Source organism: Salipiger sp. ABN3_019, from assembly GCF_056158605.1.
Genome location: NZ_JBSWTP010000004.1, coordinates 270899 through 291230 on the forward strand (window position 1 = coordinate 270899; position 20332 = coordinate 291230).

At 66.1% G+C, this 20332-nt stretch carries 20 protein-coding genes; 16 read left to right on the plus strand and 4 right to left on the minus strand.

Going from position 1 to position 20332, the window contains the following annotated elements; genetic code table 11:
- Position 1 precedes the first annotated feature (1 nt).
- The 16 genes from flgB to ACXAD2_RS05200 all read left to right on the plus strand — a co-directional run bounded on the left by flgB (position 2) and on the right by ACXAD2_RS05200 (position 16002).
- On the plus strand, positions 2 to 403 hold the full coding sequence (gene flgB, locus ACXAD2_RS05125) for a flagellar basal body rod protein FlgB (RefSeq protein WP_475167756.1): 402 nt from the start codon (positions 2 to 4) through the stop codon (positions 401 to 403).
- An 11-nt stretch (positions 404 to 414) separates the two neighbouring features.
- The gene (gene flgC / locus ACXAD2_RS05130) at positions 415 to 825 is read left to right on the plus strand and encodes a flagellar basal body rod protein FlgC (RefSeq protein ID WP_066111339.1); all 411 of its coding nucleotides are present in this window, start codon (positions 415 to 417) and stop codon (positions 823 to 825) included.
- 11 nt (positions 826 to 836) lie between these two features.
- Positions 837 to 1166: a flagellar hook-basal body complex protein FliE gene (gene fliE, locus ACXAD2_RS05135; RefSeq protein WP_475167757.1), complete on the plus strand. Its 330-nt coding sequence runs from the start codon at positions 837 to 839 to the stop codon at positions 1164 to 1166.
- 18 nt (positions 1167 to 1184) lie between these two features.
- Positions 1185 to 1454 carry a flagellar biosynthetic protein FliQ gene (locus tag ACXAD2_RS05140; RefSeq protein WP_066111343.1) on the plus strand — a complete coding sequence of 90 codons (270 nt, stop codon included), beginning with the start codon at positions 1185 to 1187 and terminating at the stop codon, positions 1452 to 1454.
- Positions 1454 to 2266 (plus strand): lytic transglycosylase domain-containing protein, encoded by an 813-nt coding sequence (locus ACXAD2_RS05145; RefSeq protein ID WP_475167761.1) that lies wholly within the window; start codon positions 1454 to 1456, stop codon positions 2264 to 2266. The genes ACXAD2_RS05140 and ACXAD2_RS05145 overlap by 1 nt, the downstream gene beginning before the upstream one ends.
- The gene (gene flhA / locus ACXAD2_RS05150; protein WP_475167763.1) at positions 2266 to 4368 is read left to right on the plus strand and encodes a flagellar biosynthesis protein FlhA; all 2103 of its coding nucleotides are present in this window, start codon (positions 2266 to 2268) and stop codon (positions 4366 to 4368) included. The genes ACXAD2_RS05145 and flhA overlap by 1 nt, the downstream gene beginning before the upstream one ends.
- Complete coding sequence (locus ACXAD2_RS05155; RefSeq protein WP_475167764.1) at positions 4369 to 5124, plus strand: flagellar biosynthetic protein FliR; 756 nt, start codon at positions 4369 to 4371, stop codon at positions 5122 to 5124.
- 13 nt (positions 5125 to 5137) lie between these two features.
- The gene (gene flhB, locus ACXAD2_RS05160; RefSeq protein ID WP_475167767.1) at positions 5138 to 6262 is read left to right on the plus strand and encodes a flagellar biosynthesis protein FlhB; all 1125 of its coding nucleotides are present in this window, start codon (positions 5138 to 5140) and stop codon (positions 6260 to 6262) included.
- Positions 6263 to 6665: 403 nt separating this feature from the next.
- Positions 6666 to 8870: an NADP-dependent isocitrate dehydrogenase gene (locus tag ACXAD2_RS05165; protein ID WP_475167769.1), complete on the plus strand. Its 2205-nt coding sequence runs from the start codon at positions 6666 to 6668 to the stop codon at positions 8868 to 8870.
- 738 nt (positions 8871 to 9608) lie between these two features.
- The gene (locus ACXAD2_RS05170; protein WP_164180662.1) at positions 9609 to 9836 is read left to right on the plus strand and encodes an AbrB/MazE/SpoVT family DNA-binding domain-containing protein; all 228 of its coding nucleotides are present in this window, start codon (positions 9609 to 9611) and stop codon (positions 9834 to 9836) included.
- Between the two features lie 10 nt (positions 9837 to 9846).
- The gene (locus ACXAD2_RS05175; protein ID WP_475167775.1) at positions 9847 to 10248 is read left to right on the plus strand and encodes a PIN domain-containing protein; all 402 of its coding nucleotides are present in this window, start codon (positions 9847 to 9849) and stop codon (positions 10246 to 10248) included.
- A 107-nt stretch (positions 10249 to 10355) separates the two neighbouring features.
- Positions 10356 to 11315: a cytochrome c oxidase subunit II gene (gene coxB, locus ACXAD2_RS05180; RefSeq protein ID WP_475167779.1), complete on the plus strand. Its 960-nt coding sequence runs from the start codon at positions 10356 to 10358 to the stop codon at positions 11313 to 11315.
- A gap of 7 nt (positions 11316 to 11322) precedes the next feature.
- On the plus strand, positions 11323 to 13878 hold the full coding sequence (gene ctaD, locus ACXAD2_RS05185) for a cytochrome c oxidase subunit I (protein ID WP_475167784.1): 2556 nt from the start codon (positions 11323 to 11325) through the stop codon (positions 13876 to 13878).
- Positions 13878 to 14327, plus strand: a complete 450-nt coding sequence (locus tag ACXAD2_RS05190; RefSeq protein ID WP_475167787.1) for a hypothetical protein — start codon at positions 13878 to 13880, stop codon at positions 14325 to 14327. Before ctaD ends, ACXAD2_RS05190 begins: the two co-directional genes overlap by 1 nt.
- The gene (locus ACXAD2_RS05195) at positions 14321 to 14899 is read left to right on the plus strand and encodes a cytochrome c oxidase assembly protein (protein ID WP_475167791.1); all 579 of its coding nucleotides are present in this window, start codon (positions 14321 to 14323) and stop codon (positions 14897 to 14899) included. The genes ACXAD2_RS05190 and ACXAD2_RS05195 overlap by 7 nt, the downstream gene beginning before the upstream one ends.
- The gene (locus ACXAD2_RS05200) at positions 14896 to 16002 is read left to right on the plus strand and encodes a c-type cytochrome (RefSeq protein ID WP_475167792.1); all 1107 of its coding nucleotides are present in this window, start codon (positions 14896 to 14898) and stop codon (positions 16000 to 16002) included. Before ACXAD2_RS05195 ends, ACXAD2_RS05200 begins: the two co-directional genes overlap by 4 nt.
- On the opposite strand, the gene ACXAD2_RS05205 is transcribed toward ACXAD2_RS05200, so the two are convergent.
- The 4 genes from ACXAD2_RS05205 to ACXAD2_RS05220 are packed head-to-tail and all read right to left on the minus strand — an operon-like array spanning position 15969 to position 20307.
- A complete protein-coding gene (locus ACXAD2_RS05205) occupies positions 15969 to 17036 on the minus strand; it encodes a LacI family DNA-binding transcriptional regulator (RefSeq protein WP_475167794.1) in 1068 nt (355 codons plus the stop codon). The genes ACXAD2_RS05200 and ACXAD2_RS05205 overlap by 34 nt on opposite strands.
- A complete protein-coding gene (locus tag ACXAD2_RS05210; RefSeq protein ID WP_475167797.1) occupies positions 17033 to 17614 on the minus strand; it encodes a protein-tyrosine phosphatase family protein in 582 nt (193 codons plus the stop codon). Before ACXAD2_RS05210 ends, ACXAD2_RS05205 begins: the two co-directional genes overlap by 4 nt.
- 3 nt (positions 17615 to 17617) lie before the next feature.
- A complete protein-coding gene (locus ACXAD2_RS05215) occupies positions 17618 to 18643 on the minus strand; it encodes an MBL fold metallo-hydrolase (protein ID WP_475167799.1) in 1026 nt (341 codons plus the stop codon).
- The gene (locus ACXAD2_RS05220; protein ID WP_475167804.1) at positions 18631 to 20307 is read right to left on the minus strand and encodes an ABC transporter permease; all 1677 of its coding nucleotides are present in this window, start codon (positions 20305 to 20307) and stop codon (positions 18631 to 18633) included. The genes ACXAD2_RS05215 and ACXAD2_RS05220 overlap by 13 nt, the downstream gene beginning before the upstream one ends.
- Positions 20308 to 20332: the final 25 nt, after the last annotated feature.

The following is a 20332-nucleotide window of genomic DNA, read 5'->3' on the forward strand; positions in this document are numbered from 1 at the left end:
CATGAAACTTGGTGGAATGTCCTTTTTCCAGCTCGCTTCGGACCGCATGACGTGGCTTGGGGCGCGGCAGACTGTGATTTCTGAAAACATCGCCAACGCCGACACGCCGAATTACAAAGCGCGTGAGGTCAATGACTTCGCCGAGGCCTTGGAAGGGCAGCGCAGCTTCAACGGGCTCGCCGCCACCGATTCCCAGCACATCCGCAACACCACCACCGCGCCTGATGGCGTGCGGATCGAGCGCGACGAGACCGCGTGGGAAGGCAGTCTCGACGGCAACACCGTGTCGGTCGAGCAGCAGACCATCAAAGCCGCCGAAGTGGCGGGCAACTACCGGCTTGCGGCCGAGCTTTACCGCAAGGGCAACAGCCTGCTGACCATCGCGGTCACGGGCATTCGCTGAGAGGGGCCGTCATGGATCCGCTGAAATCCATTCTCAACGTCGCGGCCAGCGGCATGCGTGCACAGGGCGAGCGGCTGAAGGTCGTGTCGGAAAACGTGGCCAACGCCAGTTCCACCGCCAATGAGCCGGGCGGCGATCCCTACCGCCGCAAAGTCATCTCCTTCGAAGAGATGGTCGACCGCGAAAGTGGCGCGTCGATGGTGAACGTCTCAGACGTCACCCGCGACGATGCCGATTTCGAACTGCGCTACGACCCCGCGCACCCCTCGGCCAATGAGGATGGCTTTGTGAAGGTGTCGAACGTGAAGACCATCCTCGAACTGGCCAACATGCGCGAAGCCTCGCGCAGCTATCAGGCCAACCTCAACATGTTTGAAACCGGGCGCACCATGCGGACCCAGCTTCTCGATCTGCTGAAATAGGACTCCCAAGAATGGCGGAACCCTCGTCGCTCCTTTCGCTGAACTCTGCCAGCGGGGCCTACCGGGCCTCGCGCGACATGGTTGCCGAAAAGACGCCCCCGATCGTCCCCGAGCAGAACGAGGGGCCAAGCTTTTCCGAGATGGTCGCAAAGGCCGGCGCCGAGACCGTGCAGACCATGCGCGAGGCCGAGGCCACGGCGCAGACCGGGCTTCGCGGCGGGGCCGACACGCAACAGGTGGTGCTGGCGACGCTGGAGCTTAAATCGACGGTGAAGGTCGCCGTCTCGGTGCGCGACAAGCTGGTCGAGGCCTATCAGGAAATCATGCGGATGCCGGTCTGATCCGGCAGTGGGGGCGCGGTGACAGAAAGCGATACGCACACGATCCTGTCGGAGGCGTTCCTGACCGTGCTCTACGCGTCCGGCCCGATCATGGCGATCGCGCTGGTCATCGGCCTCGTGGTCGCCTTCTTTCAGGCGCTGACGCAAGTGCAGGAAATGACGCTGACCTTCGTGCCGAAGATCGTGTCGATCTTTCTTGGCCTGCTGGTGCTGATCCCCTTCATGTACGCCATGGTCAAACAGTTCTCGGACACGGTGTTCGACCTCATCGTCAGCGGGGGGCTGTGATGCGCCGTCTGGTGGATGTGCTTTTGGGGGCCGGGCTGGTGCTGCTGCTTGTGGCGCCGGGGGCCCGCGCCGACTGGAGCGATTTCTACCGCCCGACAGAGCGCGCCGCCGCGCCCGCGCCGGTTTTGCGCGGCGCCGCCGATCCGGGCGGTGTCTGCATCCGCGAGATCCTGCGCGCGCAGCTGCGCCACCAGATTCCCGGTAACCTGCTTTTGGGCATCGGCCTGCAAGAGGCGGGGATGATGCATGAGGGCGAGCTGACGATCTGGCCGTGGACCGCCAATGCCGATGGCGACGGGCGCTATTTCGACAGCCCCGAGACGGCGGCCAGCTGGGTCCGTGCGCGCCGTGGCGCGGGCGTCACCTCGATCGACCTTGGCTGCATGCAGGTGAACCTGCGCTGGCACCCCGACGCCTTTGCCTCCTACGAGCAGGGCTTCGATCCGGCGCAGAATGTCGACTATGCGGCGCGGCTGCTGGTTTCGCTCTACGAGCAGACCGGCGACTGGATCGAGGCGGCGGGCCGCTATCATTCCGCCACCCCCGAGTACAAAGACGTCTACCTCTCGCGGTTGCGCCAGAACGTCGAGATCGCCAATGAGCGGCTCGATATCTTCCGCGCGCTCGCCTCGGCAGAGGGCGGCACCCTCGCCGCGCCGGTGGCCGTCGCGACCACGCAGCCGCTGCCCGAGGGGCATTTCTGGACGTCTTCGATCACCACCCGCTCGGGCGCCGCCGCCGAGGGCGCGCGCTCGCTCTTCGGGCGCGAGGTGATGCAGCCCGTGCTTCCCGCCTTCCGAAAGATGTTCTGATGGCCCTGACCGATCCCTTCACCGCCACGCAGAAGAAGAGCAGCAACCTGCTGGGCAAGGGCATGGCCAACCGCGACGTGGGCTTCGCCATCGGCGTGACGCTGATGCTGGCGGTGCTCTTCGTGCCGCTGCCGCCGGTGATCCTCGATTTCGGCCTCGCGGTGTCACTGTCGGTCTCGGTGCTGATCCTGATGGTTGCGCTGTGGATTCCCAAGCCTTTGGAATTCAACTCTTTTCCGACGCTTCTTCTGGTCGTCACCATGCTGCGGCTGTCGCTCAACGTCGCCTCGACCCGGCTGATCCTCTCTGAAGGTCACACCGGCCCCAGCGCTGCGGGCGGGGTGATCGAGGGCTTTTCGCGCTTCATCGTCGGCGGCAACTTCATCATCGGCATCGTGGTCTTTGCCATCCTCGTGGTGATCAACTTCGTGGTGATCACCAAGGGCTCGACCCGGATCGCCGAAGTCTCCGCCCGCTTCTCGCTGGACTCGATGCCGGGCAAGCAGATGGCCATCGACGCCGACCTCGGTGCCGGGCTGATCGACGAAGAGCAGGCGCGCAGCCGCCGCAAGGAGCTGGAGGACGAGAGCGGGTTCTTCGGGGCGATGGACGGTGCTTCCAAATTTGTGCGCGGCGATGCGGTGGCGGGGATCATCATCACCATCATCAACGTCATCGGCGGCATTCTGATCGGCGTCGCGCAGCACGGGCTGTCGCTCTCGGAGGCGGCGAATTTCTACACGGTGCTGACCATCGGTGACGGGCTGGTGACGCAGGTTCCGGCGCTGGTGGTGTCGCTGGCGGCGGGTCTGATTGTCACCAAGGGCGGCACCGAAGGCGCGGCGAACGAAGCTGTTCTGGGCCAGCTCTCGAAGTTCCCGAAGGCGCTCTTCATGGCCTCGGCGCTGCTCTTTGGCATTGGGCTGCTGCCCGGCTTTCCGGCGCTGGTCTTCACCGCGCTGGCGGGGCTGATGATCGGTCTTGGCATTCTGGTGCAGCGTGGCGCGGAAGAGGCCGCAAGGACCGCCGCCCGCGAAGAGGTGGCGCGGCAAAAGGCCGAAGCCGCACCCGCCGAAGACAACATCAAAGAGACCCTGAAGCTCGACAGTCTGCGGCTCGATCTGGGGCAGGCGCTGGTGCCGCTGATCTCCAGCCCCGATGCGGCGCTGGCGGGCAAGATCAAGAGCCTACGCGGCCTCTTCGCGCGCGAGTTCGGCTTTGTGCTGCCAACCGTGCGCATCAAGGACGAGCCGATGCTGCCCTCGCAGAGCTATGGCATCATGGTGCAGGGCGTCGAAGTGGCCCGCGGCGAGGTGCGTCCGGCGGGCATGATGGTGGTCAATCCCGGCAACTGCGGCCTGAAGGGCGAGAAGGGCAAAGACCCGACCTTTGGCCTCGAGGCGCTGTGGGTCGATCCGCAGACCGCCAAGACCGCCGAGGGCATGGGGCTGACGGTGGTCGATCCGGAAAGCGTGATCATCACCCATCTGACCGAGGTGGTGAAAGAGCATCTTCCCGAACTGATGACCTATGGTGCCACACAGGAACTGATCGAAGGGCTCGACCGCGAGTATCAGAAGCTGGCCAAGGACATCCCCGGCAACGCGCCGATGGTGCTGATCCAGCAGGTGCTGCAGGGTCTGCTCGCCGAGAGGGTTTCGGCGCGAAACCTCCCGCTGATCATCGAAGCCATCGCCGACGCCAAGCGCAGCACCAACAGCGTCACGCAGATCATCGAGCAGGTGCGTCGCCGCCTCGCCAACCAGATCTGCAAGTCGATGATGGATGGCTCGGGCTTTATCTCGGTGATCACCATGGGTCCGGCATGGGAGAAGGAATTCCTCGAGGCGCTGCGGGTCAGCGGCGATGAGCGCAACTTCGTCATGTCGCCGCAGCGGGTGCAGGATTTCGTGCTGCAGGCCCGCCGCGAGATCCAGCAGTTCGCCGAGCGCGACGAATGGCCCGCGCTGCTGGTCAGCCCCGAGGTGCGCAGCTTCGTGCGTTCGATGCTGGAGCGGGTCAGCCCGATGACCACGGTGCTGTCGCACAATGAGATTCACCGCAAGGCGGCGCTGCGCACCGTCGCCACCATCGGCAAATAGATGAACCTCTCGGCGTTCCTCACCGCCGAGTTTCTCGGTGTGGCGCTGGTCTTTGCACGGATCGGCGGCATCGTCATGTTCGTGCCCGGCTTCGGCGAGGCGCTGTTTCCGGCCCGCCACCGGCTGGCCATGGCGCTGGTTCTGTCGCTGGCGCTTTATCCTCTGACGCCGCTTGGCCCGGTGGATTTCGAGAACCCCGCCGCCTTCCTTGCGACCATGGCGATCGAGTTGACGCTGGGCGTCTGGATCGGGGTCACGGCGCGCATCCTGCTGACCGGGCTGCAGTTCGCGGGTTATCAGATCGGCATGATCTCGGGGCTCGCCAACGCATTCTCGCCCAGCCTTGGCTCGTTCGAGGGCGCGAACCTCGTCTCCTCGGCGCTGATGATGGCGGCTGTCGCGGTGATCTTCGCCACCGATATGCACCATATGATCATCGGCGCCATGGTGATGAGCTATGAGGTGTTCCCGCCGGGGCAGATCCTGACCGGCGATCTGGCGCAGCAGATGGTCAAGGCGGTGAGCCAGAGCTTTTACATGGGGCTGTCGATCGCCGCGCCGTTCTTTGTCATGGGGCTGCTGCTCAACCTCGCCATGGGCCTGACCGCGCGGATGATGCCGACGCTGCCGGTGTTCTTCGTGGCGGGCTCGGTGCTGATCATGTCGGGGCTCTTGGTGCTGGTCATGGCAACGCCGATGATGCTGCGCGAGTTCGCCGACGAGTTTGCCGCTTGGCTCGGCCTGCTGGTGTTCTGAGGGGGCGCTGGAGATGGCCGAAGACGAGGATAAGGACAGCAAGACCGAAGAGCCGACAGAGCGAAAGCTTCGACAGGCGCGCGAAAAAGGCGACGTCCCAAGCTCCAAGGAGGTGGGCAATGTCACCACGGTGCTGTCGCTCTTTGCGGTGACGGCCTTTGTTCTGCCAAGTGTCTCGGCGCCGCTCTCGGGCATTTTGCGCGGGGTGTTCGAGACCGCCGGTCAGGTGCATGTGGGCGAGGGGGTGGCTGGCATCCGCGATCTCGGCGGCGTCACGTGGGGCGTGCTGCGCGGCGTCGGGGTGCTGCTTGCGCCGCTGATGGCGCTGATGGTTCTGGGGGCGCTGGCCGGGGCGGTGCTGCAGGGCGACGTGGTTGTGGCCGCCGAACGCATCAAGCCGAAACTGTCGAAAATCTCGCCCATCAGCGGATTTAAGAAAATCTTTTCGACCAGCGCGATGGTGGAGTTCCTCAAGAGCATCGTGAAGGTGCTGGTGGTCGCGGCGATCGGGCTTTGGATCACCTATAAGATGGTGCGCGAGATTTGGCAGGCGCAGGGCATTCTGCCCGGCGTGGTGACCGAACTGGCGCGGCAGGCTGCCTCGCAGATGCTGCTTGTGGTGCTGGCGCTGCTGGTGGTGATCGCGGTGGCGGATGTGTTCTGGAAGCGGTTCGATCACCGGCGCAAGCAGCGCATGTCGCTGCAGGAGATCAAGGACGAGACCAAGGACACCGAGGGCGATCCGCAGATCCGTGGCAAACGCGCGCAATTGCGCCGCGAGCGTGCCAAGCAGCGCATCGCGCAGTCGGTGCCGCGCGCCACGGTGGTGCTGACCAACCCGACCCATTACGCGGTGGCGCTGAAATACGAGAGCGGCGTCGACATGGCTCCGGTCTGCGTGGCCAAAGGGGCCGATCTCATGGCGGCGCGGATCCGTCAGTTGGCGCGCGAGTCCGAGGTGCCGATCATCGAGAACAAACCGCTGGCGCGGGCGCTGCACGATGTGGCCGAACTCGACAAGCAAATCCCCGTGCAGCACTGGGAAGCGGTGGCCGCAATCATCGGCTACGTCATGGACATGCAGCGCAACATCAAGCGCCCGCTGCCCGAAGGATCGAGTCTTCGGGAAGAAGACTAACGGCCGCGAGCTAATCCGCCCGGAATCAAGGCGAAGCCGCCGGGCGAGCGGTCGTTCGTCGTGGCGCCATCGGTTCGAGCCCGATGGACGACCCCGTCCCGGCGGGCTGGCGCTTTGGGCATAGTCTTAGGCGCTCTTAGGTCGTCCGAACTTGGCCGGGATAAAACTCCTACCACGCCTGTCGCAGCGCCATCCCACGGGCCAGCGCGCGCCCGGCTTTCGCTAGGTCAAAATCTCCACCGGCAGATGGTCGCGCAAACATCCTGCGCAGCGTGGAAATCCTGCAAGAACCGGGGTAGGGCAAAGGCGTCTGCCGCTTGCCCCATGCTGCGGCACCGCGACTGTAGACCTTTGTATGCAGAACGGCTAAACGGAGCCAGACCTCCAGGAAAGGCATTGCATTATGGCTGAGAACAACACGCCTGACATCGTTTACACCAAGGTCGATGAAGCGCCCGAGCTTGCCTCGGCCTCGCTGCTTCCGATCATCCGCAGCTTTGCCGCCGCCGCTGGCGTCTCGATCGGCACCAAGGACATCTCGCTGGCGGGCCGCATCCTTGCGACCTTCCCCGAAGCGCTGACCGACGCGCAGCGTCAGTCGGACGATCTGGCGTGGCTCGGCGACTGGGTGAAGACCCCCGAAGCGAACGTCATCAAGCTGCCGAACATCTCGGCTTCGGTGCCGCAGCTGGTGGCCGCGGTCAAGGAACTGCAGGCGCAGGGCTACGCGCTGCCCGACTACCCCTATGAGGCGACCACCGACGAAGAGAAGGCGGTTCAGGCCAAATACGACGGCATCAAGGGCTCGGCCGTGAACCCGGTGCTGCGCGAGGGCAACTCGGACCGCCGCGCCGCCGCTGCCGTGAAGAAATTCGCGCAGAACAACCCGCACCGCATGGGCGAGTGGACCTCTTCCAGCAAGACCCGCGTCGCTTCGATGTCGGGCGGCGACTTCTTCTCGAACGAAGTCTCGGCGACGCTCGACAAAGCCGCGACCGCGAAGATCGTGCTGGAAACCGCTGCGGGCGAGAAAGTCCTGAAAGAGGGCGTCTCTTACCCGGCGGGCACCGTGGTCGACGCCACCTACATGAGCGCCGCCAAGCTTGATGCCTTCCTCGAGGACGAGATCAAGAAGACCAAGGACGAGGGCACGCTCTTCTCGCTGCACATGAAGGCGACGATGATGAAGGTCTCGGACCCGATCATCTTTGGCCACGCGGTGAAGGCATGGCTCAAGCCGGTGTTCGAGAAATACGGCGACGAGATGAAGGCGCTTGGCGTCAACCCGAACTCGGGTCTTGGCGATCTGCTGGAGCGCGTGAAGGACAACGCCGAGATCGTGGCGGCCATCGACGAAGTACGCGCCGCGCGTCCGCCGATGTATATGGTGAACTCCGACAAGGGCATCACCAACCTGCACGTGCCTTCCGACGTGATCATCGACGCCTCGATGCCCGCGCTGATCCGCGCCGGCGGCAAGGGCTGGGGTCCGGACGGCAATGAGGGTGACACCAACTGCGTGATCCCCGACAACTCCTACGCGCCGGTCTATGACGCGGCGATCGAGTTTTTCAAAGCCAACGGCAAGCTGAATCCGGCCACCGCAGGCACCGTGCAGAACCTCGGCCTGATGGCGCAGAAGGCGGAAGAATACGGCTCGCACCCGACCACCTTCGAGATCCCCGAGGCGGGCACCGTCAAGATGATCCTCGACGATGGCACCGTGCTGCATTCGCATGAGGTGGCCGCTGGTGACATCTGGCGTTCGGCTTCGGCCCGCAAGGCGCCGATCGAAGACTGGGTGAACCTTGCCATCGAACGTCAGAAGGCGACCGGCTACCGCTCGATCTTCTGGCTCGATGCGAGCCGCGCCCACGATGCGCAGCTGATCGAGTATGTGAAGCCGATCCTCGAAGCCAAGGGCGTGTCGGACAAATTCGAGATCATGGCCCCGCGCGAAGCCACCATCGCCTCGCTCGAGACCATCACCAAGGGCGAGAACACCATCGCGATCACCGGCAACGTGCTGCGCGACTACCTGACCGACCTCTTCCCGATCCTCGAGCTGGCCACCTCGGCCAAGATGCTGTCGATCGTGAAGCTGATGAACGGCGGCGGCCTCTTCGAGACCGGTGCTGGCGGTTCGGCTCCGAAGCACGTGCAGCAGCTGATGGAAGAAAACCACCTGCGCTGGGACTCGCTGGGTGAATTCTGTGCCCTTGGCGAGAGCTTCAAGTTCCTTGCCGATCAAAAGGACAACGCCAAGGCGCGTGTTCTTGGGGATGCGGTCGAGGCCGCGACGCAGGGCATTCTCGACAATGACCGCAGCCCGTCGCGCAAAGTGGGTGAGCCGGACAACCGCGACAGCCATTATTGGTTCGCGCGCTACTGGGCCGAAGCTCTGGCCGCGCAGTCGGACGATGCCGAGCTGGCGGCGCATTTCGCACCCATCGCCAAGGCGCTGGCCGAAGGCGAAGCGGCGATCACCGGCGAACTGGCCGCAGTGCAGGGCAAGCCCGCCGATCTGGGTGGCTACTACCACGGGGACGCCGAGAAGACCGCTGCCGTGATGCGCCCCTCGGCGACGCTGAACGGCATCCTCGGCTGACAGCGATGCTGACGAAATGAAGGCGCCCCCGGTCCGATGGGCCGGGGGCGTTTCCATGTCCGGACATCGTCTGGGCATCGCGGGGTGCAGGGGCGCATCAGGGCCGATGGCCCGGCTTTCGGGATTTGAGGGCGAAAACGCGGCCCGCTCATCAAAGTATCCTACTGCCAAATGTGGCGCCTAGAACTGCCGCCACATCATATGGTGTGTTTTCCACCATCGGCAGATTAATATCTGTCTTTACAACATATTAACCCAAGCCCTTTATCGAGTCGGCGCGGAAAAACAGGCGATTCTCGCTTGCTTTCGCGGGGGCGTATTGTCGCAGCTTAAGTCGTTCTCTCACTGGTTGCAATGCCGATGTCCACAGACTGTGGAAAAGATGTGGCGTCACAGCGGCTTGTGTGAAATTCGCCACCTGGGGCAAAATTTTGCTCACGAAATGGCGATTTTTGGCTAGGCTGAGGGTGCCTGGGGTCGCTGCCACGACCAAATCCAAATCGAAGATTTTCTGCTTCTGGTGGTAGCGCCACGCCCATATTTTAAGGGCGGCGTCTGACGTTCGGGTCTAGGAAAGGCGATTTTAGCCAAACGTTCCATTTGGTCTTTAAGTAAGAGTGGCGCCCGGGGTTTTCCCCGGGTGTCTATTTTTTGTGGCCCGCGCCTCCTGCGGAAGCTTGAACCGATGCCTCGCCGGATATACATTTAAGGATGTAGATCATCCGCGTGGAGGCGATCATGCAAGTTTCGAAATGGGGCAATTCCCTCGCCGTGCGCCTGCCTGCCGATCTCGTGCGCGAGCTTGGCCTGAAAGAGGGTGACCGGATCGACCTGCACCCCGATGCGCGCGGCCTTGCGGTGAGCCGGGCGGAACGGCCTGAGGAGATCCTCGAAGGCCTGCGCCGGTTCCGCGGGCGCCTGCCCGATGCCGCTCGGCTGAGCCGCGACGAGGCCAACGCGCGCTGACAGCTTCGACATGGCGCAGAGCTTTTTCGACACCAATGTGATCCTCTACCTGCTGGGCGAGGGGCCGAAGGCGGATCGCGCCGAGGCGCTGCTGGCGCAGGGCGGGGTGATCAGCGTGCAGGTGCTGAACGAGGCGCTGGTGAATTGCCGCCGGAAGGCGAAGATGAGCCATGAGGAGGCCGGGGCGTTCCTCGGCGCGATCCGAGCGCTCTGCGAGACCCGTCCGCTGACCGAAGGCACCCATGACATCGGCCGCGCGCTTGGCGCACGCTACGGGTTCTCGGTCTATGATTCCATGATCGTGGCGGCGGCGCTCGAGGCGGGCTGCGAGACGCTGTGGTCAGAGGACATGCACGATGGGCTGCTGGTCGAAGGGCGCCTGCGCATCGTCAATCCCTTTCGTCCCGGCTAAAGCCGCGCTCACGGCGTTTTCACCCAAGCCTCACAAATTTGGGAACTTTTCGCGACCCCGTACCGTTGCCGTCTTGATAAGCGGTCGGTGCAAGGGACAGGTACGGATTGAAACGCGGGATCTTCCTGAGCATTCCTCTGCTGCTTGCCGGATGCGGCGGGCGTCACAACTGGCTCGCTTCGGCGGGAGAAGAAGCGCAATCCGTCGAAACCCTGTTCTGGGTCGTGCTGGCCGGTGCGGCGGTGATCTGGACGCTGGTGATCGGCGCGGCCACCTACGCCCACCGCGCCGAGGCCAAGCCCGAACGTGAGCAACAGGCCCGTAGGTTCATCATCTGGGGCGGCGTGGCGCTGCCGGTGGTGGTCGTTGGCGGGCTGCTGATCTGGGGCCTGCTGATCCTCAAGGACATCACCGCCGATGACGGCGCGCTGACCGTGCGCGTGGATGGCGAGCGCTGGTGGTGGCGGGTGATCTATGACACCTCCGAAGGCCCGGTGACCACCGCCAATGAGATCCGCCTGCCGCTTGGCGAACGGGCTCTGTTCCGCCTCACCGCCGATGATGTGATCCATTCGTTCTGGGTGCCCGCGCTGGGGGGCAAGATGGACATGATCCCCGGGCGCGAAACGACGCTGGCGCTGACCCCGCAAAAGCTGGGCAACTGGGGCGGGCTCTGCGCCGAGTTCTGCGGCGGTGCCCATGCGCTGATGCGCTTCGATGCCATCGTCATGGAGCCCGAGGCATTTGACGCATGGCTCGCGCATGAGGCGCAGCCCGCGCAGGTGGCCGAGGGCGATCCGGGTTTTGCCGTTTTCGACGAAGAGGGCTGCGGCGCCTGCCATGCCATTCGCGGCACCGAGGCGCAGGGGCCGGTGGGGCCGGATCTCACCCATCTGGCCTCGCGCGACAAACTGGGTGCGGGCATCTACGCGATGACCCCGGACAACATGGCGCGCTGGATCACCGACACCCACGAGATGAAGCCCGATATCGACATGCCCGCCTATCCGGGCCTGCAAGGCGAGCGGCTCGACGCGCTCGTGACCTTCCTGATGAGTTTGGAATGAGCCGCGCATGACCGAAGAGATCGACCTCTCCAAGCTGCCCCCCGCCGAGCCCTACGACAAGGCGCGCGACGAGGCGCAGCGCGCGCGGCTGATGAAGGTCTGGGAGACGCCCACCGGCTGGCGGCGCGTGTCGGCGGTGAACAACTCGTCGGTGGGCAAATGGTACCTGCTGACGTCCTTCGCCTTTTTCACCTTCGCCGGGTTTCTGGCGCTGCTGATCCGCGCGCAGCTGGCGGTGCCGAACAACGATCTGCTGTCGCAGAGCCTCTATAACCAGCTGTTCACCCTGCACGGCACGGCGATGATGTTCCTCTTCGCGGTGCCGATCTTCGAGGCGGTGGCGATCCTGATCCTGCCCGAGATCCTTGGCGCGCGCGACCTGCCGTTCCCACGTCTGTCGGCCTTTGGATACTGGTGCTTCCTGATCGGCGGGGTCTTCGTCTGCGGCTCAGTGTTCTTTGGCGTCGCGCCGGATGGCGGATGGTTCATGTATGCGCCGCTGTCGTCCAACCCCGATTACAGCGGCCTTGGGGCGGACATCTGGCTGCTGGGGCTGTCGTTCATCGAAGTGTCGTCCATCGCCGCCGCGGTCGAGTTGATCGTCGGCGTGCTGAAGTCGCGCCCACCGGGGATGCGGCTGAACCTCATTCCGCTCTACTGCTGGTACGTGCTGGTGGTGGCGGGGATGATCCTTTTCGCCTTCCCGCCACTGATCGCCGGAGACCTGCTGCTGGAGATGGAGCGGGCGTTCAACTGGGCCTTCTTCGATCCCGACCGGGGCGGCGATCCGCTGCTGTGGCAGCACCTCTTTTGGATCTTCGGCCACCCCGAGGTCTATATCATCTTCCTGCCCTCCATCGCGCTCATTGCGACCATCCTGCCGACCTTCGCCGGGCGGCCCATGGTCGGCCATTCGTGGATCGTGCTGTCGGCGGTGGGCGTGGCCTTCCTGTCGTTTGGCCTGTGGGTGCACCACATGTTCACCACCGGCCTGCCAGAGATCTCGCTGAGCTTCTTCTCGGCGGCCTCCGAGGCGGTGGCGGTGCCGACGGGCATCCAGATCTTCTGCTTTATCGCCACCATGCTGGTCAGCAAGGTGCGCCGCTCGGTGCCGATGCTGTTTGCCGGGGGGGCGATGGCGATCTTCGTCTTCGGCGGGCTGACCGGTGTGATGGTGGCGCTGGTGCCTTTCGACTGGCAGGCGCATGACAGCTACTTCGTCGTGGCGCACCTGCACTACACGCTGATCGGCGGCATGCTCTTCCCGCTCTTTGCCGGGGTGCACTACTGGTACCCGTTCGTCACGCAAAAGAAGATGTCCGACCGGCTGGGGCGCTGGAGCTTCTGGCTGATGTTCGGCGGCTTCAACCTTGCCTTCCTGCCGATGCATTGGACCGGGGTGATGGGCATGCCGCGCCGGGTCTGGACCTATGATGTGACCGACGGTTGGGCGGTGCTGAACATGGTCTCGACGCTGGGTGCCTTCATCTTTGCGGCGGGCTTCGTGGTGCTGGCGGTGAACGTGCTCTGGCCGCGCGGCAAGGCGACGCTGGTCGAGCGCAACCTGTGGAATGCCGGCACGATGGAGTGGGGCGCCGAAGTGCCCGACAAGCCGTGGGGCGTGCGCTCGATCCCCTATATCCACACCCGCTATCCGCTCTGGGAGCAAAAGGACCTGCTGGGCGAGATGGACCGGGGCGAATGGTTCCTGCCCGACGCCGAAGAGGGCAAACGCGAGCTGATCATCACCGACATCCTCGACGCGCGCCCGCTCTATGTGCAGCGGGTCGGCGGGCCGAGCTATCTGACCATCGGGGCCGCCGTCTGCCTTGGTGCGGTGTTCATCCTCGCCACGTTCCACCTCTGGGCGCTGACGCTGATCTTTGGGGCGGGCTTTGTCGGCTTCACGCTCTGGTGGCTGTGGACCGGCACGTCGGAAATCCCTGAAAAGCCCGAAAAAGCGGCGGGAAGGGGCCTTGTGCTGCCGACCTATGCGCAGGGCAACAGCTCGCCCGGCTGGTGGGCGGTGTTCATCACAATGACCGGCGACATGACCGCCTTCATGGGGCTGGTGTTCAGCTACTTCTTCTATTGGACGGCGCTGCCCGACTTCCTGCCCGAGGCTGCGAAACTGCCGGGGTTCGGCTGGCTCATCATCGGCCTTGCGCTGTTGCTGGCGGGCTGGGTGACGGCGCTTTTTGCGCGCGAGCGTCTGTCGGCTGGCGGGCAGGGGCAGGCGATGGCGCTTCTGGTCGCCGGTGTGCCGCTTGGCGCGCTGGGGATCGGCGCATGGTGCTGGGCGGCGTGGAGCGCCGGGCTGGACCCTACCGAGGCATCCTTTGACGCAACCGTCTGGGTGCTGATCCTGTGGATGGGGCTGCACCTGCTGCTCGATGCGGTGATGCGGCTCTACGTGGCGGCGCGCATTTGGCGCGGGCGCTGCACGCCGCGCTATCGCGCCGACAGCGTGAACCTGACGCTCTTCACCCATTTCCTCGCGCTGACGGCAGTGGTGATCTTTGCGCTGCTGGCGCTCTTTCCGATGCTGATGGGGGTCACGTGATGGCCCAGATGCCAGAGAAAGCGCCACAAAAAGCGCCAGAGAAAACATCAGAGAAAAAGACCGTCCCACCCGGTGACGCCCCGCGCGTCATCGATCAAGGCTCGGTATGGATCCTCGTCGCCGCGCCCTCGATCTGGGCAGCGCATTTCCTGCTGAGCTATTGGGTCGCGGCGATCTGGTGCGCCAAACTGGGGCGCGGCACCCCGCTGGCCGAGCCGCGCTGGATCATCGCCGGGCTGGGGGCGCTCTGCATTGCGGCGATCATCGGATTGGCGGTGTTGGCGATCCGCCGCTACGGCGGGGTCTTCGTGATCTTCGAAGAGATCACCCAAAGCTCGGAGCGCGCGCGCGACCGGTTCGTCGGCCATGTGGCGCTGCTGCTCTGCGTGCTGTCGGCGGTGGCGATCCTTTTCACCGTGATCCCCGGCATGGTGCTGGGCCAATGCTGAGCCCGCGCCGGATAGTGGCGCTGGCGCTTCTCGCGGCGCTCTGGCTGGGGCCGCTGCCGGGGTTGGCGGCGGGCTCGATGGTGCTGCACATGGTGCTGCACCTCGGCGTGACGGCTGTGGTGCCCGCGCTCTGGGCCCCGACCCTGCGGCTGCCCTCGGGAGCGATGGCGCTGGTGCTGGGTGCGGTGGCCGAGATGCTGGTGGTCTGGCTCTGGCACCTGCCCGCGATGCACCTCTGGGCGCGGCTGAGCCTGACGGGCTTTGTCCTCGAGCAGGGAAGTTTTCTGGTCGCCGGGATGATGCTCTGGGCCACGGTGCGCGCCGCCGGAGGCTTTGGCGGCGCGGTGGTGCTGCTGGCGACGACCATGCATATGACCTTGCTGGGCGCGCTGATCGGCCTCGCGCCGCGCACGCTCTACGGGGATATCTGCGCCGGGCACCTTGGTCTTTCGGCGCTGCAAGAGCAGCAGGTGGCGGGCGCGCTGATGGCCGGGGCCGGGGGCGCGATCTACCTTGTCGCGGCGCTGCGCAGGCTGGGGCAGGCACTCGAACTGAAGGAGGCGCAGGCATGAGGCTGAAGCGCTGGATTATCGGCGGTGTCGCGGCACTGGCCGTGGGCGGGGCCGGGTTCTTCTGGTTCGCGCCCTATAATATCGCGGCCTCGGTGCCGCATCTGCCGGGGGTTGGCGAGACCCTGCACCAGTATCTGCGCAATGCGGTGCGGGTGCGGGCGAACCGGGTGGAGATGCCTCAGCACGTCGATCTCGATGATCCGGCGCTGGTCCGCCTCGGCGCAGGTCATTTCGCCACCGGCTGCCAGACCTGCCACGGCGCGCCGGGCATTGCGCGCAACCCGGTGGTGCAGGGCATGCGCCCCGAGCCGCCGATGCTGACCTCCGAAGATTTCGAGCCAAAGGAATTCTGGTGGATCGCCCGTCACGGGTTCAAATACACCGGCATGCCAAGCTGGCCGGGCGAGGGGCGCGACGATGAGCCTTGGGCGTTGGCGGCCTTCTTGTCGCAGTATGATGGGTTCGACCGTCCGGCCTATGAAGAGGCCGCCTTTGGCCGCGCTGGTGGCTATGAGAGCGAGGGCGTGCGCTTCGGCGGGCTGCCCGGTGCGATCCCGCAGGATCTGGCCTGCGCGCGCTGCCACGGCGAGGACGGGCTGGGCCGCAACGGCACCGCGCCGAAGCTGGCCGGACAATCGCAGGACTGGCTGACGCTGGTGCTGGCGGCCTATGCCGAGGGTCACCGGCAGAGCGGTTTCATGGCGCCCTTGGCCGCACCGCTAGGCGCCGAGACCCGCGCGGGCATCGCCGAGCGCTACGCCGGTATGAGCGGCGCGTGGCAAGGGACCGCGCTGCCCTTTGGGGATGCGGCGCGCGGGCAGGACCTGGCGCAGAGCGGCGACGAGCATGAGGACATCGCCAGCTGCGCGTCATGTCACGAGGGCGGCGACGACGGGCTCACGCCGAAACATGCCGAGACCCCGCGCATTGCCGGGCAAGACGGCTATTGGCTGGTGAACTGGCTGCATCTCTACCGCGACGGGCCGGTGCCAGAGACGCCGCGCGCGCATCTGATGCAGGCCGCGGCGAAGAACCTGTCGGATGAGGATATCGCCGATCTCGCCGCCTATTACGCGACGCTTGGCGCCGATCCGGCAAACTGATCCCCGGCGGGCCGCACCGAGGCGCGTTCGACCAGCCGCACCGGAACCTCATAGAGCATAGGCTCGGCCTCTGCGGGCAAGGCGATGGCCTCCATCGTGGCGCGGGTCAAATCCTCCAACGACTGGCTGACCGTGGTCAGCCCATGCGAGGACCATGCCGAGATCGGCGCGTCGTCGAAGCCGATCACCGAAAGGTCCTTAGGCACCCGCAGCCCCAGCTCAAACCGTGCCGTGTTGAGCACCCCCAGCGCGATCTCATCGGTCACGCCGAAGATGCCGTCGATGCCGTTGATACTGGGCCGTCGCAGCAGCACGCGCGCCGCCTCGACGCCGGTGTCGTAGCTGTTGGGTCCATCGGCCCAGCGGCTCACCGGGATGCCGCGCAGCGCCATCTCCGAGCAGAAGGCCTCGGCCCGTTCCAGCTTGGCCGAGGTGCGCGAGCCTGAGATGACCACGGCCACCTTGCGGCAGCCCGCCTGCGCCAGCCGCTGTGCCGCGAGCCGCCCGCCGCGCGCACTGTCGGCGAGAATGAGGTCGGCCCGCGCCCCCACGGGCGGACGCGGGCGGTTGATCAGCACCATGCGCGCGCCGTTCTGCGCGCAGAGCCGGATCAGCGCATCGGGGGCCGCGCCCGAGAGCAGCACCACCGTCCGCACCCGGTAGTCGAGCAGCCGCTTGAGATCGTCGGCGATCCCGCCGGCGCTGTTCATCAGCAGGCATTGCAGCCGCCTTGCGTGCAGCGCCTTGGACAGCGCGTCGAGCTGGGCCGAGATATAGGGGTTCGAGAAATTGCCGCCGACCACCCCGACGAGATCGGACCGCTCTTGATGCAGGGTCCGGGCAAGGCGGTTGACCCGATAGCCGAGTTCCTCTGCCGCCTCGGTGATGCGGGCGCGGGCCTGTTCCGAGACCTGCGCGCCCGGGGTGAAGGCGCGCGACACCGCCGAGCGCGAGACCCCGGCGAGCCGTGCCACATCGGCGGCGGAGACAAAGCGGCCCTTCGGCGGGCCGAGCGGCGGGCGCGGCGGTTTCATCGCGCGCAGAGGCCCCGGTTCAGCACCTCCTGCGCCAACGCAAGCATCGGCGGCAAAGGGTATGTGGCATTGAGGCCGCGCAGCTTGCGCAGGCGGCAAAGCGCATCGTCAAAGGTCGGATAGGCGCCGGGCCGCCGCAGGTGCAGCCAGAGCGCCAGAACGGTGACCGAGCGCGAGCGCCCGCCACGGCAATGGACCAAGAGACCGCCTTTGGCGTGGGCGGGGTAATGCGGCTTGCCTTGGGTGTAGACCGCCGCAAGCCCGTCGATCAGCGACACCGCTGCCGCAAGCGTTTCGGGCGCATTCCCCGGCCCGTCGAGCAGCCCGATCTGGTAGCGGCGCAGGTGAAGCCCGTCGAGACGCTGCAGCGGGCCGGGAAAGATGTTCATCGCGAGGTTGAGGCTGGCGCTGATCCGAGCAGACTGCAGCGCGGCACCATCCTCGGCGGCGGACAGATTGCCCAGCCAGAGCGCGTCGAGGCCGGGGCCGATGTCGTCCTCGACGCGCCAGAGCAGCGGGCGGTTGTCCTCGGCGGCTTCGGCTTCGGGCACGGCGGTGGGCAGATGGTGGCGGATCATGGCTCAGACCTCGAGACTGGTGCAATGCCGCAGGCGCGGGCCAAGCGCGGCGGTCAGGCGGGGGGCGGTGGCAAGATCGACGAAGGCTGGCAGCACACGCTCGGCGCGGGTCTTGGCGGCAAGCTCGATCAGGTCGCACAGGCGCGGATGCACGTTCCAGCCCATCCAGCGGGCCCGCCCCTCGGCGATCATTGCGTGGGCCGGGCTGCTGCGCGGGACGTGGCCGGAAAAGACGAAGCGAAAACCCGGGCGCATGCGCAAGTCGCCGGGAAGCCCATGCTCGGCATTGGGTCCGTCGGCTACGATGATGTGCCCTTCTCGCGCGGTTTCCGCAGTGGCCACGGGCGGGCGGCTGCCGGTGAGGCGTTTGGTCTCTGCAGCGATCTGCGCGCAGGCCCGAACCTCCAGCCCTGTGGCGGTCAGCGCCGCCACCATGTCGGGGCCCCGCCCATCTGCAGGGCAGGGCAGCACCGCGCCGCCGCGCGCCGCGTCGGCAAGCGTTTCGATCTGCGCGGCAAGGCTCTCTTCGCGGTCACCATAAGAGGCGTCGGCCAGCACGGTCGCGCTGCGCGGGAAGGGATCGCAGCGCAGCAGCGCCGCCTCGGTGCTGAAATCGCCGGTGTAGAGAAAGCCGCCGCGCAGCGTCGGCACGCGCATCCAGATACCGCCGGGCGCATGCCCCGAGCGCCCGGTGTCAAGCCGCAGACCCAGCACATCCGCCGTGCCGCGCTCGGGCAGAGGCTCCACCCGCGCGGGCCGCAGGCCGGCGGGCAACTGGCGCAGCGTCTCGGCGGTGGCAAAGACCGGCGGGCTGCCGATCTCGGCCAGCCGATCCAGCGCGCCCACATGATCCACATGCGCATGGCTCAGCAGCACCGCATCCACACGCCCGGCGCGCGAGAGGTCCAGATGCTCCCCCACCTCGAGGCCGCCGCCCATGTCGAGCAGCAGGCGCCGCCCCTCGGTCTGCAGCAGGAAGGCGGCGGCGCTTTTGCGGCCCATGCCGCTCAGCACGGTCAGTCGCGCCATGGCAGCACCCCGTCCGGCAGGCGGCGACCAAAGAGCAGCGACAGCCCCATCAGGGCCAGCACCATGAGCACCATCAGGCAGCCGACGGCGGCGGCGAGGGTCGAGGATCCGGCCTCTTCCAGAAAGATGATCATCGGGCCGATGGTGGTGGCGCGCGAACTGACCAGCAGCACAGAGACCTGAATCTCGTTGACCGCAGTCATGAAGACGAGGATCGCGGCGGCCATGGCCGAGGGGGCAAGCGAGGGCAGCACGATGTCGCGCAGCCGGGCAAAGACCCCGGCGCCTGCCAGCTGCGCCGCCTCGTCAAGGCCGCGGTCGATCTGCGCGTAGCCGCCGAGGATGGGCCGCAGTGCGAGCGCGAGGAAGTTGGACAGATAGGCGGCAAGGATGACCCAGACCGTGCCGTAGAGCCCGGTGCCGATGAAGGGCAGGGGGCGCAGGAAGAACAGGATCATCGCCACGCCGATGATGATGCCGGGCAGCGCGTAGGCAAGCTCGGAGGTGAGCCGCAACAGCTTTGCCAGCCAGCCGCGGCGCCAGCTCAGCACGTAGCCGAGGGCGACCGCAGCAGGGATAAGGATCGCCACCGTCAGAAGCGTCAGCCACAGCGAGGTGAGGAAGGCACCCCGAATGCCCTCGTGATGGAAAAGCGCGTTGGCGAAATTCTCGAAGGTGATGGTCTCGGGCGTCAGCGGCTGGCCGTAGCCGCGCACCAGCGCGGTGCCGAAAAGCGCCGAGAGCGGCAGCAGCAGGCAGACCACAAGATAGAGCCACGCCAGCCCGGTCACTGGCAGGCGCCAGCGTCCAAGGCTCATGCGGGGTGGGCGCTGCGCGCTGTCGACGCGCTGATCGCCCCGCCGTCCAAGCCATGCGGTGAGCAGCATCCCAAGCACCGTCAGACCCGCCAGCAACAGCGCCAGAAGCGCCATGTCGTTGAGCGCCGAAGGGCCGTAGGAGTTCAGCCGCCGGTAGATGAGGGTGATCAGCGTGGAAACGCGCGCGGGGATGCCAAGCATCGCCTGAATGCCGAAATTACCGATCGACGAGACGAAGGCCAGCGCGGCCCCGGCGAAGATGCCGCCACGGGCCAGCGGCAGGATGATGTCGCGGGTGACCTGCCCGGCGCCTGCGCCATTGGCGTGAGCGGCCTCGACCAGCGCGGCGGGCAGGCGTTGCAGCGAGGCGCGGACCGAGAGGAAAACCAGCGGCGCGTTATAAAGCCCGAGCAGGAAGATGATCCCGCCCATGGAATAAAGCGGATGGCGCGTGCCGGGCGGCAGCGCAAGGCCGAGCGGGCCGAGGATCGGGCTGGCGGGCGAGAAGGCCTGCACCCAAGCCAGCGCGGTGACCTGCGGCGGGATCATCAGCGGCAGCACGAAGCCAAAGACCCAGAGCGTGCGGCGGCGCATGTCGGTCAGCGAGGTGAGCAGCGCCGCCAGCGTGCCCACCACCGTCGCCAGCAGGGTTGCGGCGGCGGCGATCCAAAGGGTGTTGAGCGTCGCCTCCAGCACCCTGCGTCCGCCAAGAACGTCGGCGATGCGAGCGGTGTCGAAACTGCCCTGCGGAAACAGCGCGGCGTGGATCAGGCGGGCCAGAGGCGCGATGGACAGCAGGCCGACAAAGAGCACCAGCGCCAGCATCAGCGCGCGCTCGCTGCCCATCGCCCCGAGCAGTCGGCGCGCCCGA